A 23,783-nucleotide genomic window follows, 5' to 3' on the forward strand; every position below is an offset into this window, starting at 1 on the left:
CATCATTCGCTTCCCGCACCGGTGACGCCGAGCTCGCTCATGTCCTTGAACGTGTTGCCGACAAGCGGCTTCTTGTCCGCCTGCGGCACATGGCAGGCGGTGCAGAAGTAGCGCCGCGGCGAGACGTCGGCGAGCATCTGGCCTTCACGGGTCATGTAGTGGGTGACGCTGATCATCGGCGCACCGGCATCCTGCGAGAACTCTCGCTTGTGACAGGACAGGCAGCGGTTGGCATTGACCGACAGCTGGTAACCGTCGATCGAATGCGGAATGATCGGCGGCTGCTCGGGGTAGGCGCGCATGCGCCTGATATCGTCGACGATCCACTTCGGCAGCGGATCGGCCGGCACCTCCTGCATCTTGTCTCCGTCAGGGCCGGAGAGCTGCGGCACCATCTGCGCCATGGCGCTGGTGGCGATCACGGCGGCGCTGAGCGCGGCCAGCAGCCATCCTCTGGGGAGGGTTATGCGACGGGTACGATCTTGACTGCGCATTTCTTGTAATCCGTCTGTTTCGAGATGGGATCGGTAGCGTCGAGCGTGACCTTGTTGATGAACTGGCTGGCATCGAACCACGGCACGAAGATCACGCCTGATGGCATACGGTTTCGCCCGCGCGTCTCGACGCGCGAACGGATTTCGCCGCGCCGCGAGATGATGCGGATTTCCGAGCCCTGGTTGAGACCGCGCTTGCGGGCGTCGTCCGCGTTCATGAAGCAGCGCGCGCCGGGAAATGCCTTGAAGAGTTCGGGCACGCGCATTGTCATCGAACCGGAATGCCAGTGTTCCAGCACGCGGCCGGTGACCAGCCAGGTATCGTATTCATCGTCGGGAGATTCGGCCGGCGGCTCGTAGGGCACGGCGATGATCGCCGCCCTGCCGTCCTTGTTGCCGTAGAATTTCACCCCTTCGCCGGGCTTCACATAGGGGTCGTAGCCCTCACGGTAGCGCCACAGCGTTTCCTTGCCGTCGACGACCGGCCAGCGCAGCCCGCGCACCTCGTGATAGGTATCGTAGGGTGCAAGGTCATGACCATGGCCGCGGCCGAAGGCGGCATATTCCTCGAACAGGCCCTTCTGGATATAGAAGCCGAAATGCTGGGCCTCGTTGTTGGCGTGCTCAGGCTTGACCTCGCTGATCGGGAATTTCGCGACGTCGCTGTCGGCATAGAGCACCTGATAGAGTGTCTTCCCCTTGTAATCGGGGTTGGCAGCGAGGATGTCCGCCGGCCAGACCTCGTCTGTTGTGAAGCGCTTGGAGAATTCCACCAACTGCCAGAGGTCGGAGCGCGCCTCGCCCGGCGCCTGCACCAGCTGATGCCAGACATGGGTGCGCCGCTCCGCATTGCCGTAGGCCCCCTCCTTCTCCACCCACATGGCAGCAGGCAGGACAAGGTCGGCGCTCATCGCCGTGATCGTCGGATAGGCATCCGACACGACGATGAAATTGTCCGGGTTGCGATAGCCCTGATAGGTCTCGTTGGCGGTGTTCGGCCCGGCCTGGACGTTGTTGTTGACCTGCACCCAGTAGAAATTGAGCTTGCCGTCCTTGAGCATCCGGTCCTGCTGGACCGCGTGATAGCCCGGCTTGTCCGGGATGATGCCGTGCGGAATGCGCCAGATTTCCTCCGCATGCTTGCGGTGTTCCGGGTTCGTCACCACCATGTCGGCCGGCAGGCGGTGGGCGAAGGTGCCGACCTCGCGCGCCGTGCCGCAGGCGGACGGCTGGCCGGTCAGCGAGAACGGGCTGTTGCCGGGCTCGGAAATCTTGCCCGTCAACAGATGCAGGTTGTAGACCATCTGATTGGCCCAGACGCCGCGCACATGCTGGTTGAAGCCCATGGTCCAGAGCGACATGACCTTACGATCAGGGTCGGCATATAGCTCGGCGAGCTGCTTGAGGAAGCCGGCCTCGACGCCGGTCATCTCGACCGCCTTTTCCAGCGTGTATTCGGCGACGAAGGCCTTGAAGGCCTCGTAGTCCATCGGTTCGGTCTTGCCGGGATCGGCGGAATTAGCAGCTTTCAGCTCGACCGGATTGTCCGGGCGCAGGCCGTAGCCGATATCGGTGACGCCGCGCACGAACTTCGTGTGATCGCGTACGAATGCCTCGTTCACCCGGCCGGACTGGATGATGTGATTGGCGATGTAGTTGAGGATGACGAGGTCCGTGCCCGGCTTGAAGACCATCGGAATGTCCGCAAGGTCCATGCTGCGGTGGGTGAAGGTGGAGAGCACCGCCACACGCACATGGTCGTGGCCGAGCCGCCGGTCGGCAATGCGGGTCCACAGGATCGGGTGCATCTCCGCCATGTTCGAGCCCCAGAGCACGAAGGCGTCGGCATGTTCGAAATCGTCATAGCAGCCCATCGGCTCGTCCATGCCGAACGTGCGCATGAAGGCATAGGCGGCTGAGGCCATGCAGTGGCGGGCATTCGGATCGAGATTGTTCGAGCGGAAGCCGGCGCGCATAAGCTTGGTCGCGGCATAGCCCTCGAAGATCGTCCACTGGCCGGAACCGAACATGCCGAGCGCCGTCGGACCTTTTTCCTTCAGCACCTTCTTGGCCTGTTCGGCCATCACGTCGAAGGCCTCTTCCCAGGTCACCGGCTCGAACTCACCGTCCTTGGCATAGGTACCGTCGCGCTTGCGCAGGAGCGGCGTCGTCAGGCGATCGGCCCCGTACATGATCTTGGAGAGAAAATAGCCCTTGATGCAGTTCAGGCCGCGATTGACCTCGGCCTGCATATCGCCATGGGTGGCAACGACCTTGCCTTCCTTGACGCCCACCATGACGCCGCAGCCCGTGCCGCAGAACCGGCACGGCGCCTTGTCCCATTTGATTTCGAGAGCGCTCACGCCGCCCGGCACCGGCTGGGCGGCCGCCGGCAGTGCAATGCCGGCCGCCGCCGCAGCGACGCCCGCCGCCTGGGCCTTCAGGATGTCACGCCGCGTCAGTTCGCTGCCCATCAGCCTCGTTCCCTTCCAATTCGACATGTTCGAAAACCATGTTTGCCGCGATCACACCGTCGAGGAGCGAGATGCGCATCAGCGTATCGCCCAGCACCCCGGTCGACGGTCCCTCGATGACGATGACGATCTTGCCCTTGTCTGCGCCATGCACCTCGACATTGTCGAAGCCGGCAAGGGCCGCCAGCACACCGTTGAACCCACCGGGCTTGGTGGCGATGACCGCGCTGGAAATGTGATGTTGCCGCCGCTCATGCATAGGCGGCCTCCGCGCTCTGCGGCACGATCGAAACCGCGCTGACGGGACAGACGGAAATACAGGCGCCGCAGCCCGTACAGGCCGCGGCCGTCAACTCTGGTACGAAGGGTCCGCCAAGCACCGGACGAAACCGGATCGCGCCGGTGGGACAGGCGTCCCGGCAGGCCTGACAGTCGACGCGCTGGAAGGGCAAACAGGACGTGGCGATGGCGACGACGTGATCGAATCGGGTCACCGCGTCCTCGGCAAAGACAGGCTCGGGACAGTGCTCCGCGCAAGCGCCACAGAAAGTGCACTCGCCTGCGGCGAAATCGAGTACAGGGCGATTGTCGACGAGGCTGACAATGCCGGTCGGACAGTGTTCGACACAGGCACCGCAACCAGTGCAGTCGGCGCTCGCCGCATCCAGCATGCCGGGAGGCCGGATAGAGACGGCCGCGCTCCGCCTGCTGCCTTTCAGAAAATCGCGCCGGGATAGTGCTTCCTGTCGCATGGCCACCCACTCAATGGCTAGGCGGGCCGGGTGGCCCGAAGATGATCTGGAAGCCCCATACAAGGAAGCCATACCCCCCAACGATACCAACCGCGAGGATGGGCCAGATGCCGAAGGCGAGGATGAAGAATGTCAGCAATTCGCGGCGCCGGCTGGATTTCGGCGCGCGCGGCGGCGGACGATCTGTCAAGACGTCGGACAAAGATGCTTACCTCCGGCGACAATTCATTGCCGCGATACTAGCATCCATCCCCAAGAAAGAAAGAATAATAAACTATACTTTTTCTATCATAATTATATTTGTGTAATGTCAAATCCGGATATATCGACAGAAATACATCGAAGTGCGAATCACTCCTAGAAAAACGCCGATAATTTAAGATAAATATTATAATAAATAAGAATAATTCAGAATTTACTGAATAATGACGCGGTAAAATAAACACCAGAACGTCAGTCGCGGCCACCGTCCGCGAGAGCGGCAAGGCCGGCCATATCCCTCACCAGAAGCTTCTGGCGACCACCCTCGACAAGGCCCTGCGATTCCCAGGCACTTAGGATGCGCGAGACGGTGTGCAGCGTCGTGCCGGTCATTTCGGCAATGTCCTGCCGGGAGATCGGGAAATCGATACGCACACCCTCGCCTTCCTTGCGGCCGGCCTGCTTGGAGAGCCTGAGCACGGCATGCGCCACGCGGCGCTCCACCTCCTGCGTCGACATTTCCCGGATGCGGGTGTGCGCCTCTTCCAGTCGCTGGCCGATCGTCTGCATGGCGCTGACGGCAAGGCGGGGGTTCTGTTCGACAAAATGCGGCCAGAGATCTGTCGGCCAGCCGAGGATGACGCTTTCCGTCGCGGCCTTCGCGGTGCCCGGATAGTCGGAGCGCTGCAAAGCCTTGGCAAAGCCGAAGAGATCGCCGGGATGCACGACGCGCACGATGATCTGCTGGCCGTCCTCCGTCACCTGCGTCACCTTCAGGCGACCGTGCAGCAGCAGGAAGAAGCTCGCCGCCTGCTGGCCCTGCTCGAAGACGGCATCGCCCTGCGGCACGCGACGCGCCGTCGCGTGATTTAGCAGCCTGTCGAGATCCTCGTCGCTCATCCTGTCGAACAGGGCAAGCGACCGGACGACGGTCCGGTCAATCTTCACAATCGTTTCCCTTTGCGTGCACCGTCATCGGTGCACCCGGCTTCTATCATGCCTCTCCGCCGGCAAAAAGTTCAGAACGCAAGTCCGCGCGTTTTCAACCTGGCAAGAAGCGGGGCGTACCAGCGTGTATCCTTGACCAGCCGGAAGCCGACATTGTCAGGCGGAACCCCGACCGCGCAACCGCCGCCCTTCGGGTTGCGTACGAACGAACTCAACGCCGCCCGGTGCTTGCCGCTCGCGACATAGATGCCGCAGGACGACACGTCGTTCACGACGGTACCGGCCTTGTCGAGATTAAAGCGCCGGTTGCAGGTCGCCGTCCACTCCCAGATATTGCCGGCGAAATCCGCAAAGCCGTATTCGTTCTCGCCGAAACGGCCGAGCGGCTGCGGCACCGGATCACGCGACGCCTTGCGCGCCGCCTCGCGGTTATAGTCGGCGAGCCAGCGATCGGCCGGATTGGTGCTGTTGATATCGACGCCGAGCGCATCGTCGGGAAACCGGGACCCCGCGGCAAAAGCAAGATCCTGGTCGGTCGGCAACACCCAGACCTCGCCGGTGCGCGCACTCAGCCAGCCGGCATAGGCGATGGCATCATCATAGCTGACGCCGGTCGCCGGTGTCGTGGTGGCATCGTGAGGTGCAAAGCCCGGCTCGGCCGCCGGACAGACGCCGTCGGCCACGCAGCGGCCATAGTCGGCAGCCGTCACCTGATATTTCATGATGGTGAGCGGGCGGCGCATGGTGACGCTCTTCACCGGCCCATCGACGGCAAAGCCGTTGCGGAAGAACTCGCCGCTGTCGCGATACTCGAAGCGGCGCGGCGCGATTTCCACCGTCAACGGCTCGTCCAACACGGGGCCGGTAGCCGCCAATCCGATAAGATCAGCCTTGATCGCGAGCGTGCCGGCAAGTGCCGCCAGCAGCAGGGCGGGAAGCGCAAGTGATTTCAGGGGAATGCCGGGTTTCGATGTCAGCGCAGCCATGAAGGCCTCCTTACGCCTCGCCCGGACGATCGTTCGGCGTCCGGGAGTGGGCGCCGATTGGTATGGGAATCGCAGCCTTGCGATCCGCAAGCGCGCCCGTCCCAAGACGGGCGCGCCTTTGTCGGGTGGTGTCAGGCGCCGCTGGGCGGTGTGACCGAGGTCATCAGGTCATCGTTCCAGTCGCCGGTGACGGCGAAGTGGCCGGCGGCACCCAGTTCGAAGGCCTCGATGAGGTTGTGGTTCACATAGGCGTAGATGCCGGGCTGCTGGAAGGTATAGTAGGCCGCGCCCGCCGTGCCGCCCGGAATGAACCAGGTTTCCTGGTCGACATCAGGTGGATTGTGGAACTTGCCGGTCTGCCAGACATAGTCGCCATGGCCGCCGATCAGGTGCGGGCGGGTGTCGCGGTTGGCCTGCGAATGCACGACCAGCACCCTGTCGCCCACCTTGGCCTTCAGCGCGTTGTCGCCCGTCAGTGCGCCCACGGCGCCATTGAAGACGATGTGGCTCGGGGTGAGGGTCCGCATGACCGCAAGCGTATCGTCATAGGCGTCGCCGACGCTGGCATATTTCTTGAAGTTGCCCTCGGCATCACGGGGGACATAAAAGTCCTGCTCGCCGACATAGTAGATGTGGTCATAGGTCAGCTCCTTGCCGTGGCCATCACTCAGGCCTTCGCGCGGCAGCACCATGATGGCGCCGTTCATGCCCGAGGTGACGTGCCACGGCACCATTCCGGGAGGTGCGCAGTGGTAGACGAAGACGCCTGCCTTGGTGGCCTTGAAGCGCAGCACGGTGCGTTCGCCGGGATTGACCACCGTCAGCGCGCCGCCGCCGAGAGCGCCGGTCGCCGCATGGAAGTCGATATTGTGCTGCAGCTCGTTGGTCTCGGGGTTGATCAGCGTCAGCTCGACATAGTCGTTCTGGTGCACCACCATCAGCGGGCCGGGAACCGAGCCGTTGAAGGTCATGGCGTGCACTTCCGTGCCCTTGTCGTCGAGGATCATCTTCTTTTCCTCGATCGTCATGGTGAACTCATAGACCTTCGGGCCGCCTTCGGCCTTCTGGGTGTGGGCGTGCACGAAGGGCGGCTTGACGAGCTCGACCTTCACGCGCTCCAGCTTGGCGATGTCGGCCGCGGTCGCCGCGGCGTTTGTTTCGACCGCGCCGCCTTCGGCGCGGGCCATCGACGCCGCAATGATCGGCGTCAGGACGCCGGCAAACGCGGCACCGCCGAGGATCGTGCGGCGGGTCATCTGAAACTGCTCGGTCATTGAATTTCTCCTTTTCGAAAGGACGGAGCGATGTGTCTATCGCCAGGTCCTCTCTGTTCTAGGAGCATTCGCGCCAACCTCTTTGTGGTGGGACAAACAGGCCCTTCCGGCCGCTGCGGCATTTTGGCAGATGCTGATTTGCTCTTTGCCATCTCGCAAAGAAAGAGCCCGATGGAGGCCCTAGAAACAGCTGACGATTGCAAAGGAAAGTGACATCAATGTCTGCAAATCCCCCCGTCAGTCCATCCGTCGGCCGCCCCGTGCCGCGCGGTCTTTCCCGCACCGGACCAGTGCTCTTCTCCTATGGGTTCCGGCCATTCTTTCTCGGCGGCGCGCTCTGGGCCATCGCGGCCATGGGTCTGTGGATCGCCGCGATAACAGGCCACATCACGATTGCCGAGACCTATGGCGCGCCCAACTGGCACGCGCACGAAATGCTGTTCGGCTTCGCCTCCGCCGTACTCGCAGGCTTCCTGCTGACGGCCGTGCCGAACTGGACCGGGCGCCTGCCGGTTTCCGGCTGGCCGCTGGCAGGCCTCTTTGCGCTCTGGTGCGCCGGCCGCATCGCACTTCTCACCTCCGATGCGATCGGCGTGGCCGTGGCCGCCACCATCGATGCGCTCTTCCTGCCCGTCCTGCTCGCCATCTGCACGCGCGAGGTGGTGGCCGGGCGCAAGTGGAAGGATCTGAAGGTTCTGGCCGGGCTCGCCGCCCTGTCGCTCGCCAATGCGCTCTATCACATGGCAGCCATTCATGGCGGGCACGACCCTATGGCGATCCGCCTCGCCGTCGCCGCCTATGTCGTGCTGGTCATGATCGTCGGCGGGCGCATCATTCCAAGCTTTACGCGCAACTGGCTCAACAAGTTCGGCCGCACCGATTTTCCGGTGCCCTACAACACCTATGACATGGTCGCGATCCTCGCAGGTGCCGGTGCATTCGGCCTCTGGGCCATTCTCCCCGAGCACCCGGCAACCGCTGCTGCGGGCGCGGCCGCTGGCGCCCTCCATTGCATCCGCCTGCACCGCTGGCGCGGCTGGACGGTGGCACAAGACCGGATCCTCGTCATCCTGCACATCGCCTATACCTTCATCCCGCTCGGCCTTTTGGCTATCAGCCTCAGCGCATTGGGATATCTCGAAGAACGCTCGGTGCTGCATCTGCTCTCGGTCGGCGCCATCGCCTGCATGATGCTGGCGGTCATGACGCGGGCGAGCCTTGGCCATACCGGCCGCGCCCTGGTCGCCTCGAAGGTCACGGTGGCCTCCTATGCCGCCCTCATCCTCTGCGCGCTGGTGCGCCCACTCGCGGAAATCCTGCCGGACCTCAGCCCCATCCTCTATGCTGCTTCGGGCCTGCTCTGGATCACCGCCTTCGGCCTCTACTGCCTGGAATATGCGCCCATGCTCGCGCGAAAACGCCGCGCACCGCTTTGAAATGCGAAAGGCCCGGAGGTTATCTCCGGGCCTTTTCGTTCATGCGACATCCAGCATCATCTGCGGCGTCCACGGCGGCTCGTAGGTCAGCCGCACCTCGGCATATTCGACACCCGGCACATACCAGACGCAGGCCTGCACCGCCTCCTTGAGGAAATCCGTCGCCGGGCAGAAACGTGTCGTCGTGGTCATGGTGACGTAGACGACCCCGCCCTCCTCCACCACGATGTCGTAGACCAGGCCGAGATCGACAATATTCTTGCCGATCTCGGGGTCGATGATCATGCGCAGGGCGGTGCGGATGTCCTCGGTCAGCGTGGCCTTGTCCATCTCGTTCATCGCCGTCAAGCCTCCCCGATCCGCACGAGGATGCGGTAGGCCGATCCCGTCTCATCGAAATTGCCGGCCCATTGGTGGCCGCGCTTGGTCAGCTCCGGGAACAAGAACAGCGGTTCGCGCGCCAGCACGGCGAAGAGCACCTCGCCCGGCTCCAGCGCTTCGGCAGCCGCAAGAATACGCACCATCGGCTCCGGCGGATCGAGATCGGTGAGGTCGAGATGTTCGGACGGATCCGGCCAGGTTTCGGGGCGATCGGCGTCGACAGAGGTCTCGACGGGCGCCGCGTCCTTCTTCGGCGTGAACAGCACCTCCCAGTCGCCGCCGTCGATCTCGCGGGCTTCATGATCGAAGCCACGCCCTTCCATCACACGAAACAGCGGCTGCGGACGAAACGTCGCAAGCAGCGTCAACGCCTGTCCGGGCTGCAGGTCTTGAACAGCCTGCATGATCGCCTGGAACGGCTCGCCGCCGCTGCGCAGGATCGGCCGCACGTCGAGCACCTTCGGTGTAATCTCGGACATCATTTATCTCCTTGGAAAGCGGATAGAGGCAGAAAGAGGCGCGGCCGCACCATGCCGGCAGGCGCACGTAGCGCAGCCGGCACGATGGAAAGGCGGCGCGCCCGGATGAATTCGCGGATCAGACAAAGCGTCGACAAAAGCTGCCCTGCGACGGCCATCCGGAAAAAGCCGGTCGTTCCGGCAGCAAGGGAGAGCACCGCGATGCCGACGGCACCGTAATAGAGACGGAACAGGATCAACGCGTGGCGCTCGTCGACGAGGTCCTGCACCCGCGGCACGGGCGCACGGCCCAGGACGGGGCCATAGGCCTCCAGCCAGGTGAGAAAGGCGACGATCTTGTAGAGCTGGGCAAGGCCGAGCCCGGTGAGCCAACCGAAAACGAACAGGTAGACGACCGCCGCCACCATATTGCCGGACCTGAGGGAGGGGACGTTGAGAAGGAGGATAGAGAGGGCACACAAGCCAAGCGCCGCGAAACTCGCGCGAATATTCAGTTCCGCCTGCTTTCGCTTCCGCCCACGATAGATGTGCAGGACATCCGCGCCGTAAAGCATGACGGCCATCAGCGTGAGCAGCAGCGCGGCGGCGAAAAGCAGCGCGGCACCGAAAATGCCGGACAGCACGAAGACCACCGCCACGACAACAAGCCCGACAGCCAAGCTCGCACCCCACCAGGCGGCGCGGCTGGTCGAACGTTCGACCTCCGGCGCCAGCAGAAACATCGAGAACAGCCGGTAGCTGACACCGACCGCCGTCGCGCTCAACCAGCCCCCGAGGCCAAGGGCGGCATGCAGCGCGACGCCATCGGCAACGAGCCGGTCGAGCAATGGACTTTCCGTGAAACCGGACAGGGTGGCCGTGAACGCAGAACCGATCAGGGCCGCGCCGACAAGCGCGGCAAGACCGGTGGCGACGAAGCGGGCGGGTAGCGGCAGAGGCCGCGCAGAAAGAAGCGTGACGGCGAGAATGCCGGCAAACAGGCCGAAACCGGCCAGAAGCATAACGCCGCCGATGGGCAGCAGGGCAAGCGGCAGGTCCAATGCCGCAGACAGCGCAACGAACCCGCCCAGAAGGCAGCCCAGCCCGCCGAGCAGCAGCAACAGGGCCGGCATGGCAAAACGCCCGCCGATGACAGGCCGGGCGATGAGCACCGGCACGAATTGCAAGAGCGCCCCGGCCATCAGCAGGCTCAGCCAGCCGATGGCGATGAGATGGACGACGACAAGCGTTTCCGGCGCGCTGATATCGGCAAAGGGATAGCCGTAGCCGGCCACCATCAGCCCCTGCCCCGCCACGAGCATGAGGCAGGCGGCGGCGAAGTAGGACATGGTCCAGCGGGAGAGCGTTGCGCCCGGCATGTCGGTTTGCCTCGCCGCAACCTGTTCAGTGTTCGGAACCGCAGCAGCAGTCGCAGCCGCCGCCGTCTTCCAGCCGGTCGATCTCGACGCGCCAGACTTCCGGACCCTGTTCGAGATAATCCCAGCCGAACTGGCCGGGGAAATTGGTCTCGAGCTGGTAGTGCAAAGGTCGCGGATCGTGATCGCTGGTGATCAGCATGGATTTGCCGGGCATCAACGCGCCAAGCATGCCGAAAATGCGCGGATGGCGTTCGCGCGGCGGAATGGTGCGCACGTCGATGAGGGGCTTGTCCAGGGTCTCAGACATGGTTTGGTGTTTCCGTCCCGGCCGTTCCGATACCGTTCCGGAAGGGCACGGCCCGACCCGACCGGAACCACCTGACGCTAACCCTACGCGCCGCCAGGCACTTTGACCCTGCGCAAACAATCGACGATTTTCAGGCCTCTTGCCGCGCTGCTTGGCATTTCGCAAAGAAGACTGCCCCGGCCGCTCCTACCCTTTCCGCAATCGACACACGAAAAGGAACGCGCCATGCAACAGGCCCTGATCGAGAAATACGGAGAGGCGCGGCTGCCGCGCTATACGAGCTATCCGACCGCGCCCGCCTTCGCTCCCGTCGTCGGCGCCGGCACCTATGGCGACTGGCTGTCTAACATCAAGCCGGGCACCGAGGCCTCGCTCTACCTGCACATCCCCTTCTGTCGGTCCATGTGCTGGTATTGCGGTTGCCACACCACCATCACCCAGAAGGACGCGCCGATCCTCGACTATCTCGACATGCTGCGACAGGAGATCGGCCTCGTCTCCGACCGGGTGGAAAACCGCATCAAGATGAAACACATCCATTTCGGCGGCGGCACGCCGACGATCATGCAGCCGGAGGAGTTCCGCGATCTCATCGGCCTGCTGCGCGCCCGCTTCGGCCTCGTTGCCGGCGCGGAGATCGCGGTGGAGATCGACCCGCGCACGCTGACGGCAGAGATGGCGGCAGCGCTCGGCGAGGCGGGCGTCACCCGCGCGAGCCTCGGCGTGCAGAGTTTCGATCCCGTCGTGCAGAAGGCGATCAACCGCATACAGAGCGAGGCGCAGACCGCCGAGGCCGTGACCCGGCTGCGCGCGGCCGGTGTCGGTGGCATCAATTTCGACCTCATCTACGGCCTGCCGCACCAGACGGTGCAATCCTGCATCGACACGGCGAAGGCGGCGGTCGCCATGCGGCCGGAGCGTTTCGCCGTCTTTGGCTATGCCCACATCCCCTCCTTCAAGAAGCACCAGCGGCTGATCGACGAACGCGCGCTGCCCGATGCCGCCGCACGCGCCGCGCAGGCGGAGGCGATTGCCGAAACACTCGTTGCCGCCGGCTATGTTCGCATCGGTCTCGATCACTATGCGCTCCCGAGCGATGATCTCGCGATCGCCGCAAAACGCGGCCGGCTGCGGCGCAACTTCCAGGGCTATACGACGGATACTTGCGAAACGCTGATCGGCTTCGGCGCCTCGTCCATCGGCCGCACGCCGGATGGTTATGTCCAGAACGAGGTGCCGCCCGGCCTCTATGCCCAGCGCATCGCCTCGGGTCGGTTGGCCACCGTCAAGGGATACCGGCTGACTGCCGAAGACCGGCTGCGCGCCGAAATCATCGAACGGCTGATGTGCAATTTCCGCGCTGACATCACCACCATCGCCGCCCGTCACGGTTTCGACGCGGCCCCCCTTTTGGACGGCAATGCGCGGCTGGCAGCGCTCGCTGATGACGGCGCCGTCGATATAAGCGGCGGCACGGTCACGGTGCGGCAGGATCATCGTTTCATCATCCGCGCCGTCGCTGCCGCCTTCGACGCCTATATCGACCAGTCGGCCCGCACGCACAGCAAGGCTGCCTGAACGCAAAAGGCCCGGCGTGGTGCGGCACGCCGGGCCTTTCTCGCAGATCCTGTGTCCTCTATCCCACAAGACCGCGATAGATCGCCGGCAGCGCCGCTGGCAGCCGGGCGATATTACTGACAATGGCGTAGCCGTTGCGGCCGAAGATGGCGGGCACATAGGCTTGCGCCTCCCGGTCGACCGTCACGCCGAAGACGCCAAGGCCCGTGCGCCGCGCGTCGTTGACGGCGCGGCGGCTATCCTCCAGCGCGAAACGCCCCTCGTAGTGATCGACGTCGTTCGGCTTGCCGTCCGTCAGGATCAGCAGCAGCTTGCGGCGGTTCGGCTGCGCGCGGAGCTTCGCCGCCGCATGGCGGATCGCCGGGCCGATGCGAGTGTAGAAACCCGGCTTCAGCGCCGCGATGCGCGCCTCGACGCCATGGCCCATCGGCTCGCCGAAATCCTTGACCGTCTCGACGCGCACCCAGGAGCGGCGGCGCGAGGTGAAGGTCAGGATGGAATGGCTATCGCCGCAGGCCGCGAGGCCATGGGACAGAACCAGCAGCGCCTCCTTCTCCACGTCGAGCACCCGGCGGTTGTCGAACCAGGCATCAGTGGAGAGCGACACGTCCACCAGGATGGTGACGGCGAGGTCATGCGCCTGCGGCCGGCTCATCAGGTGGATGCGATCGCTGCCCTGCCCGCCGGCGGCGAGATCGCTGCGCGCCCTGACCACCGCATCAAGGTCGAGTTCGGCGCCGTCGAGCTGCGCACGCAGCATTTCATGGCGCGGCCGCAGCACCTCGAATTGCCGGCGCACACGGCGGATGAGGCTTTTCGTATCGGCATCGGTCTCCGGGATCTCGGCCGCATCCGGCGCGGGCGCGGCCAGCACGCGGCAATGGTCCGGCAGATAGGTGGCCGTGCGATAATCCCATTCGGGATAGGTGAACTCACCCGTCAGCCGCGTGCGGTCCATCGCCTCCGGCGGCAGGTCGAGATCGAAACGGAAGCGCGCGGCGGGACGCCCCTTGCGCTCGCCGAGCGTCATGTCGTCGAGTTCATCGGCAGCCGAGGAATCGTGGTCGTCGCTGTCGTCGCCGGGGCGGTCGACATTGACCATCTCGGCCATCGCCAAAATCTTCTCGAAGCGGTTGAGAATGAAGGGGCTGCGTTCGCTCTTGCGGTTCTCTGCCTTCTCACGCAGCGCCACATGACGCTCCGTTTCCGGTGCGTCGGGGTTTGTTCCCGTGGCCGGCTGGTCTTCATCACCGCGTCCCTCACCCTCCTCGCGCCACAGCGCATTCGGCCAGAGCGGCACGGGAAGCATCGGCAGATAGCCGGCAGGTGCACGATGCGGAAAAATCACCGGCAGCGTCCCGTCGGCAAGCCCGGCGCCCTTGCGCAGCAGACTGAGGATGCGGTTCTCGACATGGCGCTCGACGGAGGGCAGCGGGCGGTGCTGGCGCGCTTCCAGCGTCGCGGCGCAAAGCCCGCGGTAGCGCCTCGCAAGGCCGGGAAAGGCCGCAAGTACCGCTTTCACCATCGCTTCCGCGCGCTGGAGAATGGCAAGGTCCCGCAGCAGCGGGTCACTTTCGGCAACAGGCTCGAGCGGCATCGCAGCCATGGCGGCGGCGAGCCAGACATAGAGATCGCGGTTGAGTGCGCGCTCCGGGAAAAGGTCGACTGCGCCGGGCAGCATGACGGTCGCGTGGTCGCGGCCGGGCTGCACCAGCTTCTCCTCGCCAAGCCCCATGCGCTGGCGCAACCGCAACCGATGCGTCGAGGTGCGCCCACGCGCCGGCGCGATCTGCACCGCGCCCTCCCCGCCGAAACCGCGAAAGCAGACGGCGAGCACCGGGCGAACATCTTCCAGCCGCACCGCCTGGTCCGGATAGCGCGGCCAGCTGCCGGTATTGCCGACCAGCCGGTGCCACGCCCGGCCGACGGTCTCCTCAAGCTCCAGAAAATACAGCATGGTCAGACCTCACCGGATCATCGCATCGGCGATTTCGAGAAGGGCGGCGCGCACATCCGGTTCGTCGGTCAAGGGCTCGATCATCGCGGCGCGCACGGCCTCACGCACGCTCATGCCGCTGTCGATAAGGCAGGCGCAATAGACGAGCAGGCGCGTCGAGACACCCTCTTCGAGGTCATGCCCCTTCAGCGCGCGCAGCCGGTGCGCCAGTGCTACGAGCGGCGCAATACGCGCCTCGTCCAGCCCGCTCTCCGTGGCGACCACGGCGATCTCGGCGGCCTTCGGCAGGAAATCGAACTCGATGGCGACGAAGCGCTGGCGCGTGGAGGGCTTCAGCGCCTTCAGAAGGTTCTGGTAGCCGGGATTGTAGGAGACAACGAGCATGAAGCCAACAGGCGCTTCCAGCACCTCGCCGGTGCGCTCCAGCGGCAGGATACGCCGGTCGTCGGTCAGCGGATGCAGCACGACCGCCACGTCCTTGCGGGCTTCCACGATTTCGTCGAGATAACACACACCGCCCTCGCGTACGGCGCGCGTCAGCGGGCCATCGACCCAGACCGTATCGCCGCCCTTCAGCAGGTAGCGACCGGTCAGATCGGCGGCCGAGAGATCGTCGTGGCAGGAGACCGTCGAGAGCGGCAGGTTGAGCTTTGCCGCCATATGGCTGACGAAGCGGGTCTTGCCGCAGCCGGTCGGGCCTTTCAACAGCAGGGGAAGCTGGCGCACCCACGCCTTTTCGAACAGTTCGCATTCATTGCCGGAAGGGCTGTAGGCGGGAATATCCGCACGGGCGGCCTTGAGCATCACGGTCATTGCGGTCTCCAAATCTGATAGAGGAAAGGTGCCGGCCCCGTGGGATGACGGGGCCGGCCAGCGCTCACTCGGCCGGTTGGACCATCCGGGTGAGGCTGTCGGTGCGCTCACGGCCGGGCACCAGCACGGCCCAGATGAACATCAGCGCAGAGACGAGCACGACCACGCCCGAGCCGAGTCGGACCCAGTAGAACAGTGCCAGCTGGTCCTGCACGTCCATGAAGCTTTCGCCGAGCACACGCTGGAGGTGGATCTGCACGACGCCCGCAAAGGTGAGCGCGAAGGTCATGACCGACATGGCTGTGCACATGATCCAGAAGCTGACGATCGAGAGCCATTGGTTATAGGGCTGGCGACCACGGAGCTCCGGGATGGCATAGGCCATCATGGCGAGGTTCAGCATCACATAGGCGCCGAAGAAGGCGAGGTGTCCGTGGGCTGCCGTCATCTGCGTTCCGTGGCTGTAGTAGTTCACCGACGACAGCGTGTGCAGGAAGCCCCAGACACCGGCGCCGAAGAAGGCCATGACCGAGCAGCCGATCGACCAGAGCAGCGCCGCCTTGTTCGGATGGTTGCGGCCGGCCTTCCAGGTCATCACGAAGGTGAAGATGACCATGGTGAAGAAGGGCGCCACTTCGAGTGTCGAGAACAGCGAGCCGATCCACTGCCAGTAGCCCGGCGCGCCGATCCAGTAATAGTGATGGCCGGTGCCAAGGATGCCCGAGAACAGCGCCAAGCCGACGATGACATAGAGCCACTTCTCCACGACTTCGCGGTCGATGCCGTTGAGCTTGATCATCAGGAAGGCGAGCACCGAGGCCATGATCAGCTCCCAGACACCTTCGACCCAGAGATGGATGACGTACCACCAGTACATCTTGTCGAGCGCAAGGTTCGCCGGATTGTAGAAGGCGAAGAGGAAGAACAGCGCCAGACCCCACAGGCCGAAGAGCAGGATGTTGATAACAGTGGTCTTGCGGCCCTTCAGCGCCGTCATGGTAATGTTGAACAGGAACATCAGCACGACAACGACGATGCCGACCTTGGCGATGAAGGTCTGCTCGAGGAATTCGCGGCCCTCATGGATGCGGAACATGTAGCCGACGACCGTCAGGCCCGCCGCGACGAAGAACATCCAGAACTGCGCGATCGCCAGCCTGGGGCTGTAAAGCTCCGTCTCGGTCTCCTCGGGGATCATGTAATAGGTGGCGCCCATGAAGCCCATGAGCAGCCAGACGACGAGCGCATTGGTGTGGATCATGCGCACGATGTTGAAGGGCAAGAGTTCGGACAGCGTATTGGGCAACACATAGATCGTGCCGGCCACAACACCGAAGAGCACCTGGGCGAGGAAGAGGCCGAGCGCGCCATAAAAGTACAGCATCGCGACCTTTTGCGTTTGATATTTCATGTCGTCTCTCCTTAACCGGCGTCGTTCGGCGGCCAGTTCTGGGTCTTGATCTTGCTCGTCCATTCGAGGAAGTCGGCGAGATCGTTGACCTCCTGTTCGGTGAGGTTGAATTGCGGCATCTGCCGCCGGCCTTCCGCGCCGCTCGGCTGGGCGGCCATCCAGGCCTTCAGTGCCTCACGGGCGCCTTCGGGGTCTTCCACGCCGCCATAGCGCTTCCACACATTGCCCAGCTCCGGTGCGAAATAGGCCCCCTCACCCAGCAGCGTATGGCAGTTGATACAGGCGTTCTTTTCCCAGACATGTTTGCCGCGCGCGACGCTGTCGGTGAGCGTCGTCTCGTCGGTGGAGGTCGTGCGCATGTAGTAATGCGAATGGGCGGTCAGCCCCACGAAGATCGTGAAGAAGAAGATGGACCCGCCATAGAAGACGTTGCGGGCCCCGGTCTTGGTTAGGCGCTCTGCCATCCCCTGGTCCTTTCCTGGCCGGAGCCCCAAGGGTCCGGCGTCAAACCCCGCTCTTACGGTTGTCGGCGATCCCCTCGCCGATGATGCGGGACGCTTCCGTTCTAGCGCCGCAGGAAAAGGCGTCTTTGCGCGCAGGCAAAGAGCGGGACAATTCGTCAGCCGATGAGTGAGACGGTGACGGCGCGCACGAGCGCCAGCGACAAGAGAACCGCCGGCCAGGCGAGCAGCGCGGACTTCAGCACGCCGCGGCTGGTGCGCAGCTCCATGAAGTCGAGCACGATGAATCGCCCCTTGGCATAGGCCATGATAAGCACGGCGGTGATGGGCACCAGCAATCCGCCCGAAAGGCCGCCGACAAAGGCGCCGCCGGCGGCGAGCGTCAGCAGCATGGCGAGGGTAGCGAAAAACTGTTCGCGAGCCTGTCGGGTCATCCGGATATCCTCAGGTAAGATAGACGATGGGGAACATGACGAGCCAGACGAGATCGATCGCGTGCCACAGCGTCGCGATCATCACGACATTGCCGCGCGCGGGCCGCCAAGCGACGAGAAAAAGGATCGCCGCGCCGAAGACGACATGCAGCAGATGGAAGCCCGTGACGAGGAAATAGAGTTCGGTGAGCCGGCCGAGATCGCCGATACCGGAGCGGATCTCCAACACGTATTCGAAAGCCTTCACGGCGGCAAAGGCGAGGCCGAGGAGCGCCGCCAGCACGAGGGGGCGGCGGACAGCCTTACCGTCGGCGCCGAGCCGCACCGTCAGCGCGGCCTGCCAGCCACTCAGCACGAGGATGATCGTATTGGCGGCCGCGAGGCCCGGATGAAGATGGCTGCGGAACGACGCCGCGCCATCCGGGTCCAGCATCGTCATGATCATGAAAGCGATCAGCAGCACGCCGAAGGCGGCAAGCTCGCTCCAGACCAGGATCCACAACAGCAGGCCGTCGCCCTCGCCACCCTGCGCCTTCGTCACCGCCATGCTGAAATCACCCGTCGTCGCCATGCCCCTTTCTAACCGGGCGAGAGGAGACCTTCTTTGCGCCGGCACAAAGACCAGCGCGCGCGGACGCGGCAGGATGGCGACAAAGGAAAGGATACCCTCATGACCGACGCGCAGATCGGCCTTCTCGTCGCGACCCCCGTCATCATCGGCTTCGCCCTGATGCTCTACCGCATGGGCGTGCTCCAGGGCGCCGGCACAGTCTCGGCCGTCGGCGCTTCCGTGGTCATCGCCGCCGTACTGTTCTTCGGGCAATAAGGTGGAAGCATGAGCGGACAAAACCTCACCGCCGCCGATATCGGTCGGCTGGAAACCCTGCATAGCGATCTACTCGACTTATGCCTGCGCCTCGAGGAAGCCGCCAGCGATCCCACCATCGCCGGAGAGCTGCGAGACCTCGCCGACGCCATCCCGCCGCTCCTGAAATCCGTACACGACCTAGAGGAGCGCCTGCTCTTCCCGGATTTCGACCGACACGCCGGTTCCTGCTTCGCCGCCATGACCATTGAGCGCCTGAAGGCCGAGCACCGCTGCGACCGACTGGCGGCGGAGGAACTGTCGCTCACGCTAAAGGCCGTCGCCGACGGCCGTTGCGGGCTTTCGCCAGACACCGTCGCACGCATGCTCGCCGGTTTTCAGGAAAGCCTGCGCCGCCACGTCTTTTCCGAAAAGATGATCCTCGAAAGCTTGCTTGCCGCAAAGGATGATGAGCGCAAGATTTTTGGTTGAAATGCTTGTCATCCGCCCGCCGTGGTCGCGCTACGCCCCCGCGCCACCCAGGCCGCTCCCTCCTGCTGGTGCAGGAAGCCGTTCGAAAAGCGTATGCCTGGATAAGCCTTCTCCAGCTCTCGAACAGCCTCTTTCCCTTCGATCCGCCCATCGAGCGTCGCGCGGTAGAGAGCCGCTACCCTAACCATGTCGCAATCCTGTGGAGAAAGCCTGACGCGGGTGAGGCCCGCCTCCATCAACACCGCGAGATCATCCAGGAGCACGACGCAACTGTTCGACATAGTCTGGACGCCGTTCAGGACGAGGAACGACTGTCGGTCGAGCGTGCGCAGCGGCAGGCCGTCGGGATCCTCACCGCAGATGAACTGGCAATTGTCCTTGGTCAGCCCCTTCGAGCGGGCATGGGCGCAGCGCGCGGAGATGGCGAGCGGCATGCGGCCGAAGGCGAAGAGTTCGAAGGCAAAGTCCGGCATGGCCTGCAGCATCTGCCGGATGGAGGTAGCGGGAAGCTCCGGCGGGAGACAGACCACATCCGCACCGCGCGCGGCAAGCGTGCGCGCCGTCGCGGCATTGTAGACATTGACCAATGGGCCGATGGAATGCGGCCTCCCTTTGAGAAGCCCGAGGGCGGATAGGTCGTTTGCTTCCACTTTGTGGTGCGCGTCGCGAATGAGGTCGCGCACATGTCGGCTTTCGCGTTCCAGCGTCACCATGGCGAGCGTCGAGAGCGTCACCTGCTTGCCGGCGGCTTCCAGACGCTCGATAACGTCGGCAATATGCGGCTCGCTGAAATGCTGGCGCTTGGAGCAGACAGTCTCGCCGAGCGTCACGTGATCAATGTCCGCCTCATCGGCGATGCGGAAATAGAAATCCCGCCATTTCGGACCGTCCCAGAGGTAGTAGATCGGCCCGAGGCTTAGCGCTGTCCGCCTGGTTTTCATCGCTTCGTCTCCTATCGCCAGCGTTTGTCATAGGCGCCGGAGGTGGTGCGCTGCCCTTCGCTCATCGCCCGCAGCCTGGAAACGAGCGCAGTACGCTCCGTCGGGCTCGCGCGGAGCGCCTTCTTCAACGAGGACACCACCTCGGCGACATAGGCCTTGCCGCGCTGCCGCCCCTCGATCTTCAAGGCACACACGCCGGCCGCCTTCAGCGCATCGATCTCGTCGATCACATCAAGCGAAACAGGATCTTCGAAGGCGTAGCCCTCCGTGCCGCCGACATCGAAGCGGCCCTTGCAGAGCGTCGGATAGCCGGAGGCCTCGCCGGGGCCGAAGCGGTTGATCGTGTAGGCGCCGAGTTCGGAAACGAGTGCGCCGGCCTCCTCCCGGTAACGGACATGGCTGGCCGGCGAGCAGACGCCGTTCATGTTGGGTGACTTGCCGGTCGCATAGGACGACAGCGAACACCGCCCCTCTGCCATGACGCAGAGGCCGCCGAAGGCAAAAACCTCCACCTCGCAATCGATCTGCCGCGTCAGCCGGGCGATATCCTGCACCGTCAGAACGCGCGGCAAGACCACGCGCTTGGCACCGAAGGCCTCGACGAGGAAGCGGATCGCATCGGGGTTGGAGGCCGACGCCTGGACAGAGACATGCAGTCGCTGCTCCGGATATCGTTCCGCTACATAGGCCATCAGCCCGAAATCGGCGATGATCAGGGCATCGGCCCCGATCGTCACCGCATCGTCGGCGGCGGAATACCAGAGCGCTTCGTCGCCCGCACGCATGAAGGTGTTGAGCGCCACGAAGGTCTGCACGCCCTTGCGGCGCGCGAGCGCGATGGACTGGCGCAGTTCCTCGCGGCTGAAGTTCAGGCCGGGGAAGTTGCGGGCGTTGGTCTCATCGCGAAAGCCGCAGTATATGGCGTCGGCGCCGGCCTCTATCGCCTCGCGAAAGGCGGCGGGGGTGCCGGCAGGGCAGATCAGTTCCATGCCGCGCCCCTCCCCCCGAGTGCCCGCGCCCGGATGTGACGTGCAGCCCCGCTCACCAGTGGCGAAAACGGCCCTGCCAGCGCGCCGAGTTCGCGCGGCAGATCGATGGCGCTGTCATCAAGCGCATTGCGCAGCGCCAGCATGGCCTCCATGTCGCCGGTAACCGAGAGATCGCGCGAGAAGAACAGCGCATCGGCATCGCAACGCCCCTCCAGCAGGCCCAGCAGCAATGCGAGAGGCCCATCGATTCGCGCATCCGCCAAAGGCGGCTCGCCACGAAAGACGGACAGCATGCGGGTCGCCGGCACGATGCGGAAATGCAAGGAAAGATCGGAGGGCGAGAAGCAGTAGCGGGTCTGCCTGTAGTCGCCGAGACGGTCGAAGAGATCCGGATGCCCCTTCAGCACGCCGGTAAAAATCGTGCGCGCGACGCGCTCCACGAACCAGAGCGGTGCGATTTCGGCAGATTTTGCAAGAAGCGGAGAGAGATAGGGCATGCGGCTCGCCTTGGCGGGAAAGAACGCGCAAAGCCTAGGGAGCCGCGGCCCTCAAGTGTTTGCGCCAGCACAAAGACCAGGCTGTTTTTCCCCGGCAGAAGTTCGGCATGAAACCCGAAAGCCCTATTCCCCGCCGCCATGACACCCTTCAGGATTTCGTCGCTCTGCTGGAGCAGCGGGGGCGACTGAAGCGCATCCACGAGCCTGTCTCGCTGGTGCACGAGATCACCGAAATCCATCGCCGCGTGCTGGCACAGGAAGGCCCGGCGCTGCTCTTCGAACAACCGGTTGATGCCGCCGGCACTGTCCAGCCCATTCCACTCCTTGCCAATCTTTTCGGCACCCGAGAGCGGATCGAATGGGGTTTTGGCCTGGAGGCCGGCGGCCTACCGCAGCTTGCATCGTTTCTGGCAGACCTGCGCGATCCCAAGCCGCCGCGATCGATGCGGGACGCCTGGCAGAAGCTGCCGCATCTCAAAGCCGCGCTTTCGATGAACCCGCGCACCATCACCCGCCCGCCCTGCCAGCACACGATCTGGCAGGGGGAGGCCATCGACCTCGATCGTCTGCCGATCCAGACCTGTTGGCCCGGCGAGCCGGCACCACTGGTCAGCTGGCCCCTGGTGATCACACAGGCGCCCTACGACCCAGACGACACCAATGTCGGCATCTATCGCATGCAGAAGCTCGGCAAGAACCGGTTGATCCTGCGCTGGCTGGCGCATCGCGGTGGCGCGCGCCATCACCGGCTCTGGCAGGCACATGGCGAAAACATGCCGGTCGCGATCGTCATTGGCGCCGATCCCGCCACGATCCTCTCGGCGGTCATGCCCCTACCGGACGGCATGAGCGAACTGGCCTTTGCCGGCGTGCTCAGCGGCCGGCGGCAGCAGACGGCGCAGTGTGTCACCGTACCGCTGCCCATTCCGGCCGGCGCTGAAATCGTGCTGGAAGGCACGGTCTCCACGCGGGAAATGGCGGACGAAGGTCCCTATGGCGATCATACCGGCTACTACAATTCCGTCGAGGCCTTCCCGGTGCTGACGCTGTCGGCGATCACCCTGCGGAAAAACCCGCTCTATCTCTCGACCTATACCGGACGCCCGCCTGACGAACCCTCGCGGCTCGGCGAGGCGATGAACGACCTCTTCGTGCAGCTGGTGAAACGGCAGTTTCCCGAAATCCGCGATCTCTGGCTGCCGCCCGAGGCCTGCTCCTATCGCGCCATGGTCGTTTCGATCGACAAGCGCTATCCGGGCCAGGCACGGCGCGTGATGATGGGGCTGTGGTCCATGTTGCCGCAGTTCAACTATACCAAGCTCGTCATCGCCGTGGATGGCGATATCGATGTCAAAAGCTGGCCGGATGTCATCTGGGCACTCTCCACGCGCTTCGACGCAAGCCGCGACCTTGTCGTCATCGAGAACACGCCGATCGACTATCTCGACTTCGCCTCGCCCAAATCCGGCCTCGGCGGCAAGCTCGGTCTCGATGCCACCAACAAGATCGGCGCGGAAACCGAGCGCGAATGGGGCCGCCCCCTCGCCATGTCGCCAGAGGTTACCGCACGGGTCGACTGCCTCTGGCAGACGCTCGGCCTCGGAGAGGTGACTGCGTGACGACGCAACGCGTCATCGTCGGTATCTCCGGCGCATCGGGCGCGGCACTCGGCGTTCGCATCGTCGAAAGGCTCGCAACACTGCCCGGTATTGCAACCCATCTGGTTGTCTCGGACGCAGCACGGCGCACGCTTGCGCTGGAATGCGGCCCCGATACGCTCGATCGGCTTATCGCTCTTGCTCAGCACCACCCGATCGACGATATCGGCGCCTCCCTTGCCAGTGGCTCCTTTCCGGTCCGCGGCATGGTCATCGCGCCCTGCTCCATGCAAACACTCTCTTCGATCGCGACCGGGCGAACCGAGACGCTGCTCACGCGCGCAGCGGATGTGCAATTGAAGGAGCGCCGCCGCCTCGTGCTGCTTGCGCGGGAAACGCCCCTGCATCTCGGACACCTGCGCAGCATGGTCGCGGCGACCGAGATGGGGGCCATCATCATGCCACCCGTCCCGGCCTTCTATCACTGCCCAAGCTCCGTCGCCGAGATCATCGACCACCTCGCCGCCCGCGCCATCGACCTGCTCGCGCTTCCTCACCCTCTCCTGGCAAAGAAATGGGAGGGCACCTGATAGGAATTCGCCGCCCCGCACGAGAAACTGCTTCACAAGGGATTATGCAGGCTTCACGAGCTAACCTACGAGGAGCAACCTGGCGGATGGCCGAGGTTACTTTCGGAGATCAATGGAATTGGTCGTG

Annotated in this window: 27 protein-coding genes; 6 read left to right on the top strand and 21 right to left on the bottom strand. The window is 64.1% G+C overall.

Annotated elements, in window-relative coordinates:
• Window positions 1–2: 2 nt before the first annotated feature.
• The 8 genes from D0Y60_RS23420 to nirK all read right to left on the bottom strand — a co-directional run bounded on the left by D0Y60_RS23420 (window position 3) and on the right by nirK (window position 7,129).
• On the bottom strand, window positions 3–494 hold the full coding sequence (locus tag D0Y60_RS23420) for a nitrate reductase cytochrome c-type subunit (RefSeq protein ID WP_117372361.1): 492 nt from the start codon (window positions 492–494) through the stop codon (window positions 3–5).
• Complete coding sequence (gene napA / locus D0Y60_RS23425) at window positions 464–2,968, bottom strand: periplasmic nitrate reductase subunit alpha (RefSeq protein WP_117372362.1); 2,505 nt, start codon at window positions 2,966–2,968, stop codon at window positions 464–466. The genes D0Y60_RS23420 and napA overlap by 31 nt, the downstream gene beginning before the upstream one ends.
• Window positions 2,943–3,227 (bottom strand): chaperone NapD, encoded by a 285-nt coding sequence (locus tag D0Y60_RS23430; protein WP_117372364.1) that lies wholly within the window; start codon window positions 3,225–3,227, stop codon window positions 2,943–2,945. The genes napA and D0Y60_RS23430 overlap by 26 nt, the downstream gene beginning before the upstream one ends.
• Window positions 3,220–3,720: a ferredoxin-type protein NapF gene (gene napF, locus D0Y60_RS23435; RefSeq protein ID WP_117372365.1), complete on the bottom strand. Its 501-nt coding sequence runs from the start codon at window positions 3,718–3,720 to the stop codon at window positions 3,220–3,222. The genes D0Y60_RS23430 and napF overlap by 8 nt, the downstream gene beginning before the upstream one ends.
• Before the next feature lie 10 nt (window positions 3,721–3,730).
• Complete coding sequence (gene napE, locus D0Y60_RS23440; RefSeq protein ID WP_199564263.1) at window positions 3,731–3,922, bottom strand: periplasmic nitrate reductase, NapE protein; 192 nt, start codon at window positions 3,920–3,922, stop codon at window positions 3,731–3,733.
• Between the two features lie 251 nt (window positions 3,923–4,173).
• Complete coding sequence (locus D0Y60_RS23445) at window positions 4,174–4,869, bottom strand: Crp/Fnr family transcriptional regulator (protein WP_117372366.1); 696 nt, start codon at window positions 4,867–4,869, stop codon at window positions 4,174–4,176.
• Between the two features lie 71 nt (window positions 4,870–4,940).
• The gene (locus D0Y60_RS23450; RefSeq protein WP_117372367.1) at window positions 4,941–5,855 is read right to left on the bottom strand and encodes a formylglycine-generating enzyme family protein; all 915 of its coding nucleotides are present in this window, start codon (window positions 5,853–5,855) and stop codon (window positions 4,941–4,943) included.
• Between the two features lie 131 nt (window positions 5,856–5,986).
• A complete protein-coding gene (gene nirK, locus D0Y60_RS23455; protein ID WP_117372368.1) occupies window positions 5,987–7,129 on the bottom strand; it encodes a copper-containing nitrite reductase in 1,143 nt (380 codons plus the stop codon).
• A gap of 218 nt (window positions 7,130–7,347) precedes the next feature.
• On the opposite strand from nirK, the gene D0Y60_RS23460 reads away from it, so the two are divergent.
• Window positions 7,348–8,565: an NnrS family protein gene (locus D0Y60_RS23460; protein ID WP_117372369.1), complete on the top strand. Its 1,218-nt coding sequence runs from the start codon at window positions 7,348–7,350 to the stop codon at window positions 8,563–8,565.
• A gap of 39 nt (window positions 8,566–8,604) precedes the next feature.
• Here D0Y60_RS23460 and D0Y60_RS23465 read toward each other — a convergent pair whose 3' ends face one another.
• From D0Y60_RS23465 to D0Y60_RS23480, 4 genes are read right to left on the bottom strand one after another with little or no spacing between them, the layout of a single operon-like run.
• Window positions 8,605–8,904: a metal-sulfur cluster assembly factor gene (locus D0Y60_RS23465; protein WP_117372370.1), complete on the bottom strand. Its 300-nt coding sequence runs from the start codon at window positions 8,902–8,904 to the stop codon at window positions 8,605–8,607.
• 5 nt (window positions 8,905–8,909) lie between these two features.
• Complete coding sequence (locus tag D0Y60_RS23470; protein WP_245409287.1) at window positions 8,910–9,425, bottom strand: DUF2249 domain-containing protein; 516 nt, start codon at window positions 9,423–9,425, stop codon at window positions 8,910–8,912.
• Window positions 9,425–10,783: a hypothetical protein gene (locus tag D0Y60_RS23475; protein WP_117372373.1), complete on the bottom strand. Its 1,359-nt coding sequence runs from the start codon at window positions 10,781–10,783 to the stop codon at window positions 9,425–9,427. The genes D0Y60_RS23470 and D0Y60_RS23475 overlap by 1 nt, the downstream gene beginning before the upstream one ends.
• A 25-nt stretch (window positions 10,784–10,808) precedes the next feature.
• Window positions 10,809–11,090, bottom strand: coding sequence for a DUF2249 domain-containing protein (locus D0Y60_RS23480; protein WP_117372374.1), 282 nt, complete (start codon window positions 11,088–11,090; stop codon window positions 10,809–10,811).
• A gap of 225 nt (window positions 11,091–11,315) precedes the next feature.
• Between D0Y60_RS23480 and hemN the strand changes: the two genes are divergently transcribed.
• On the top strand, window positions 11,316–12,668 hold the full coding sequence (gene hemN / locus D0Y60_RS23485; protein WP_117372375.1) for an oxygen-independent coproporphyrinogen III oxidase: 1,353 nt from the start codon (window positions 11,316–11,318) through the stop codon (window positions 12,666–12,668).
• Window positions 12,669–12,726: 58 nt separating this feature from the next.
• Here hemN and D0Y60_RS23490 read toward each other — a convergent pair whose 3' ends face one another.
• The 6 genes from D0Y60_RS23490 to D0Y60_RS23515 form a co-directional block, all read right to left on the bottom strand.
• Entirely contained in the window at window positions 12,727–14,625 is a 1,899-nt protein-coding gene (locus tag D0Y60_RS23490) for a nitric oxide reductase activation protein NorD (protein ID WP_117372377.1), read from the bottom strand.
• A gap of 9 nt (window positions 14,626–14,634) precedes the next feature.
• Window positions 14,635–15,438 (bottom strand): CbbQ/NirQ/NorQ/GpvN family protein, encoded by an 804-nt coding sequence (locus D0Y60_RS23495; RefSeq protein WP_117372378.1) that lies wholly within the window; start codon window positions 15,436–15,438, stop codon window positions 14,635–14,637.
• 64 nt (window positions 15,439–15,502) lie between these two features.
• A complete protein-coding gene (locus D0Y60_RS23500; RefSeq protein WP_117372379.1) occupies window positions 15,503–16,849 on the bottom strand; it encodes a nitric-oxide reductase large subunit in 1,347 nt (448 codons plus the stop codon).
• An 11-nt stretch (window positions 16,850–16,860) separates the two neighbouring features.
• Window positions 16,861–17,313 (bottom strand): cytochrome c, encoded by a 453-nt coding sequence (locus tag D0Y60_RS23505; RefSeq protein ID WP_117372381.1) that lies wholly within the window; start codon window positions 17,311–17,313, stop codon window positions 16,861–16,863.
• A gap of 155 nt (window positions 17,314–17,468) precedes the next feature.
• Window positions 17,469–17,744: a cytochrome C oxidase subunit IV family protein gene (locus tag D0Y60_RS23510; protein WP_117372382.1), complete on the bottom strand. Its 276-nt coding sequence runs from the start codon at window positions 17,742–17,744 to the stop codon at window positions 17,469–17,471.
• A gap of 10 nt (window positions 17,745–17,754) precedes the next feature.
• On the bottom strand, window positions 17,755–18,315 hold the full coding sequence (locus tag D0Y60_RS23515; RefSeq protein ID WP_117372384.1) for a cytochrome c oxidase subunit 3: 561 nt from the start codon (window positions 18,313–18,315) through the stop codon (window positions 17,755–17,757).
• A 99-nt stretch (window positions 18,316–18,414) separates the two neighbouring features.
• Between D0Y60_RS23515 and D0Y60_RS24925 the strand changes: the two genes are divergently transcribed.
• Window positions 18,415–18,570, top strand: a complete 156-nt coding sequence (locus tag D0Y60_RS24925; RefSeq protein WP_199564264.1) for a hypothetical protein — start codon at window positions 18,415–18,417, stop codon at window positions 18,568–18,570.
• Between the two features lie 9 nt (window positions 18,571–18,579).
• A complete protein-coding gene (locus D0Y60_RS23525) occupies window positions 18,580–19,041 on the top strand; it encodes a hemerythrin domain-containing protein (protein ID WP_117372388.1) in 462 nt (153 codons plus the stop codon).
• Window positions 19,042–19,049: 8 nt separating this feature from the next.
• Here the strand turns inward: D0Y60_RS23525 and D0Y60_RS23530 are convergent, their stop codons facing one another.
• From D0Y60_RS23530 to D0Y60_RS23540, 3 genes are read right to left on the bottom strand one after another with little or no spacing between them, the layout of a single operon-like run.
• Window positions 19,050–19,982 (bottom strand): U32 family peptidase, encoded by a 933-nt coding sequence (locus D0Y60_RS23530; RefSeq protein WP_117372390.1) that lies wholly within the window; start codon window positions 19,980–19,982, stop codon window positions 19,050–19,052.
• A gap of 11 nt (window positions 19,983–19,993) precedes the next feature.
• Complete coding sequence (locus D0Y60_RS23535) at window positions 19,994–20,971, bottom strand: peptidase U32 family protein (RefSeq protein WP_117372392.1); 978 nt, start codon at window positions 20,969–20,971, stop codon at window positions 19,994–19,996.
• Window positions 20,962–21,468 (bottom strand): SCP2 sterol-binding domain-containing protein, encoded by a 507-nt coding sequence (locus D0Y60_RS23540; RefSeq protein WP_117372394.1) that lies wholly within the window; start codon window positions 21,466–21,468, stop codon window positions 20,962–20,964. Before D0Y60_RS23540 ends, D0Y60_RS23535 begins: the two co-directional genes overlap by 10 nt.
• A 107-nt stretch (window positions 21,469–21,575) precedes the next feature.
• Between D0Y60_RS23540 and D0Y60_RS23545 the strand changes: the two genes are divergently transcribed.
• Entirely contained in the window at window positions 21,576–23,087 is a 1,512-nt protein-coding gene (locus tag D0Y60_RS23545) for a UbiD family decarboxylase (RefSeq protein WP_117372396.1), read from the top strand.
• A complete protein-coding gene (locus tag D0Y60_RS23550) occupies window positions 23,084–23,656 on the top strand; it encodes a UbiX family flavin prenyltransferase (RefSeq protein ID WP_117372398.1) in 573 nt (190 codons plus the stop codon). The genes D0Y60_RS23545 and D0Y60_RS23550 overlap by 4 nt, the downstream gene beginning before the upstream one ends.
• The last annotated feature ends 127 nt before the right edge of the window (window positions 23,657–23,783 follow it).

The organism is Shinella sp. WSJ-2 (assembly GCF_003432075.1).
Classification (GTDB): Bacteria; Pseudomonadota; Alphaproteobacteria; order Rhizobiales; family Rhizobiaceae; genus Shinella.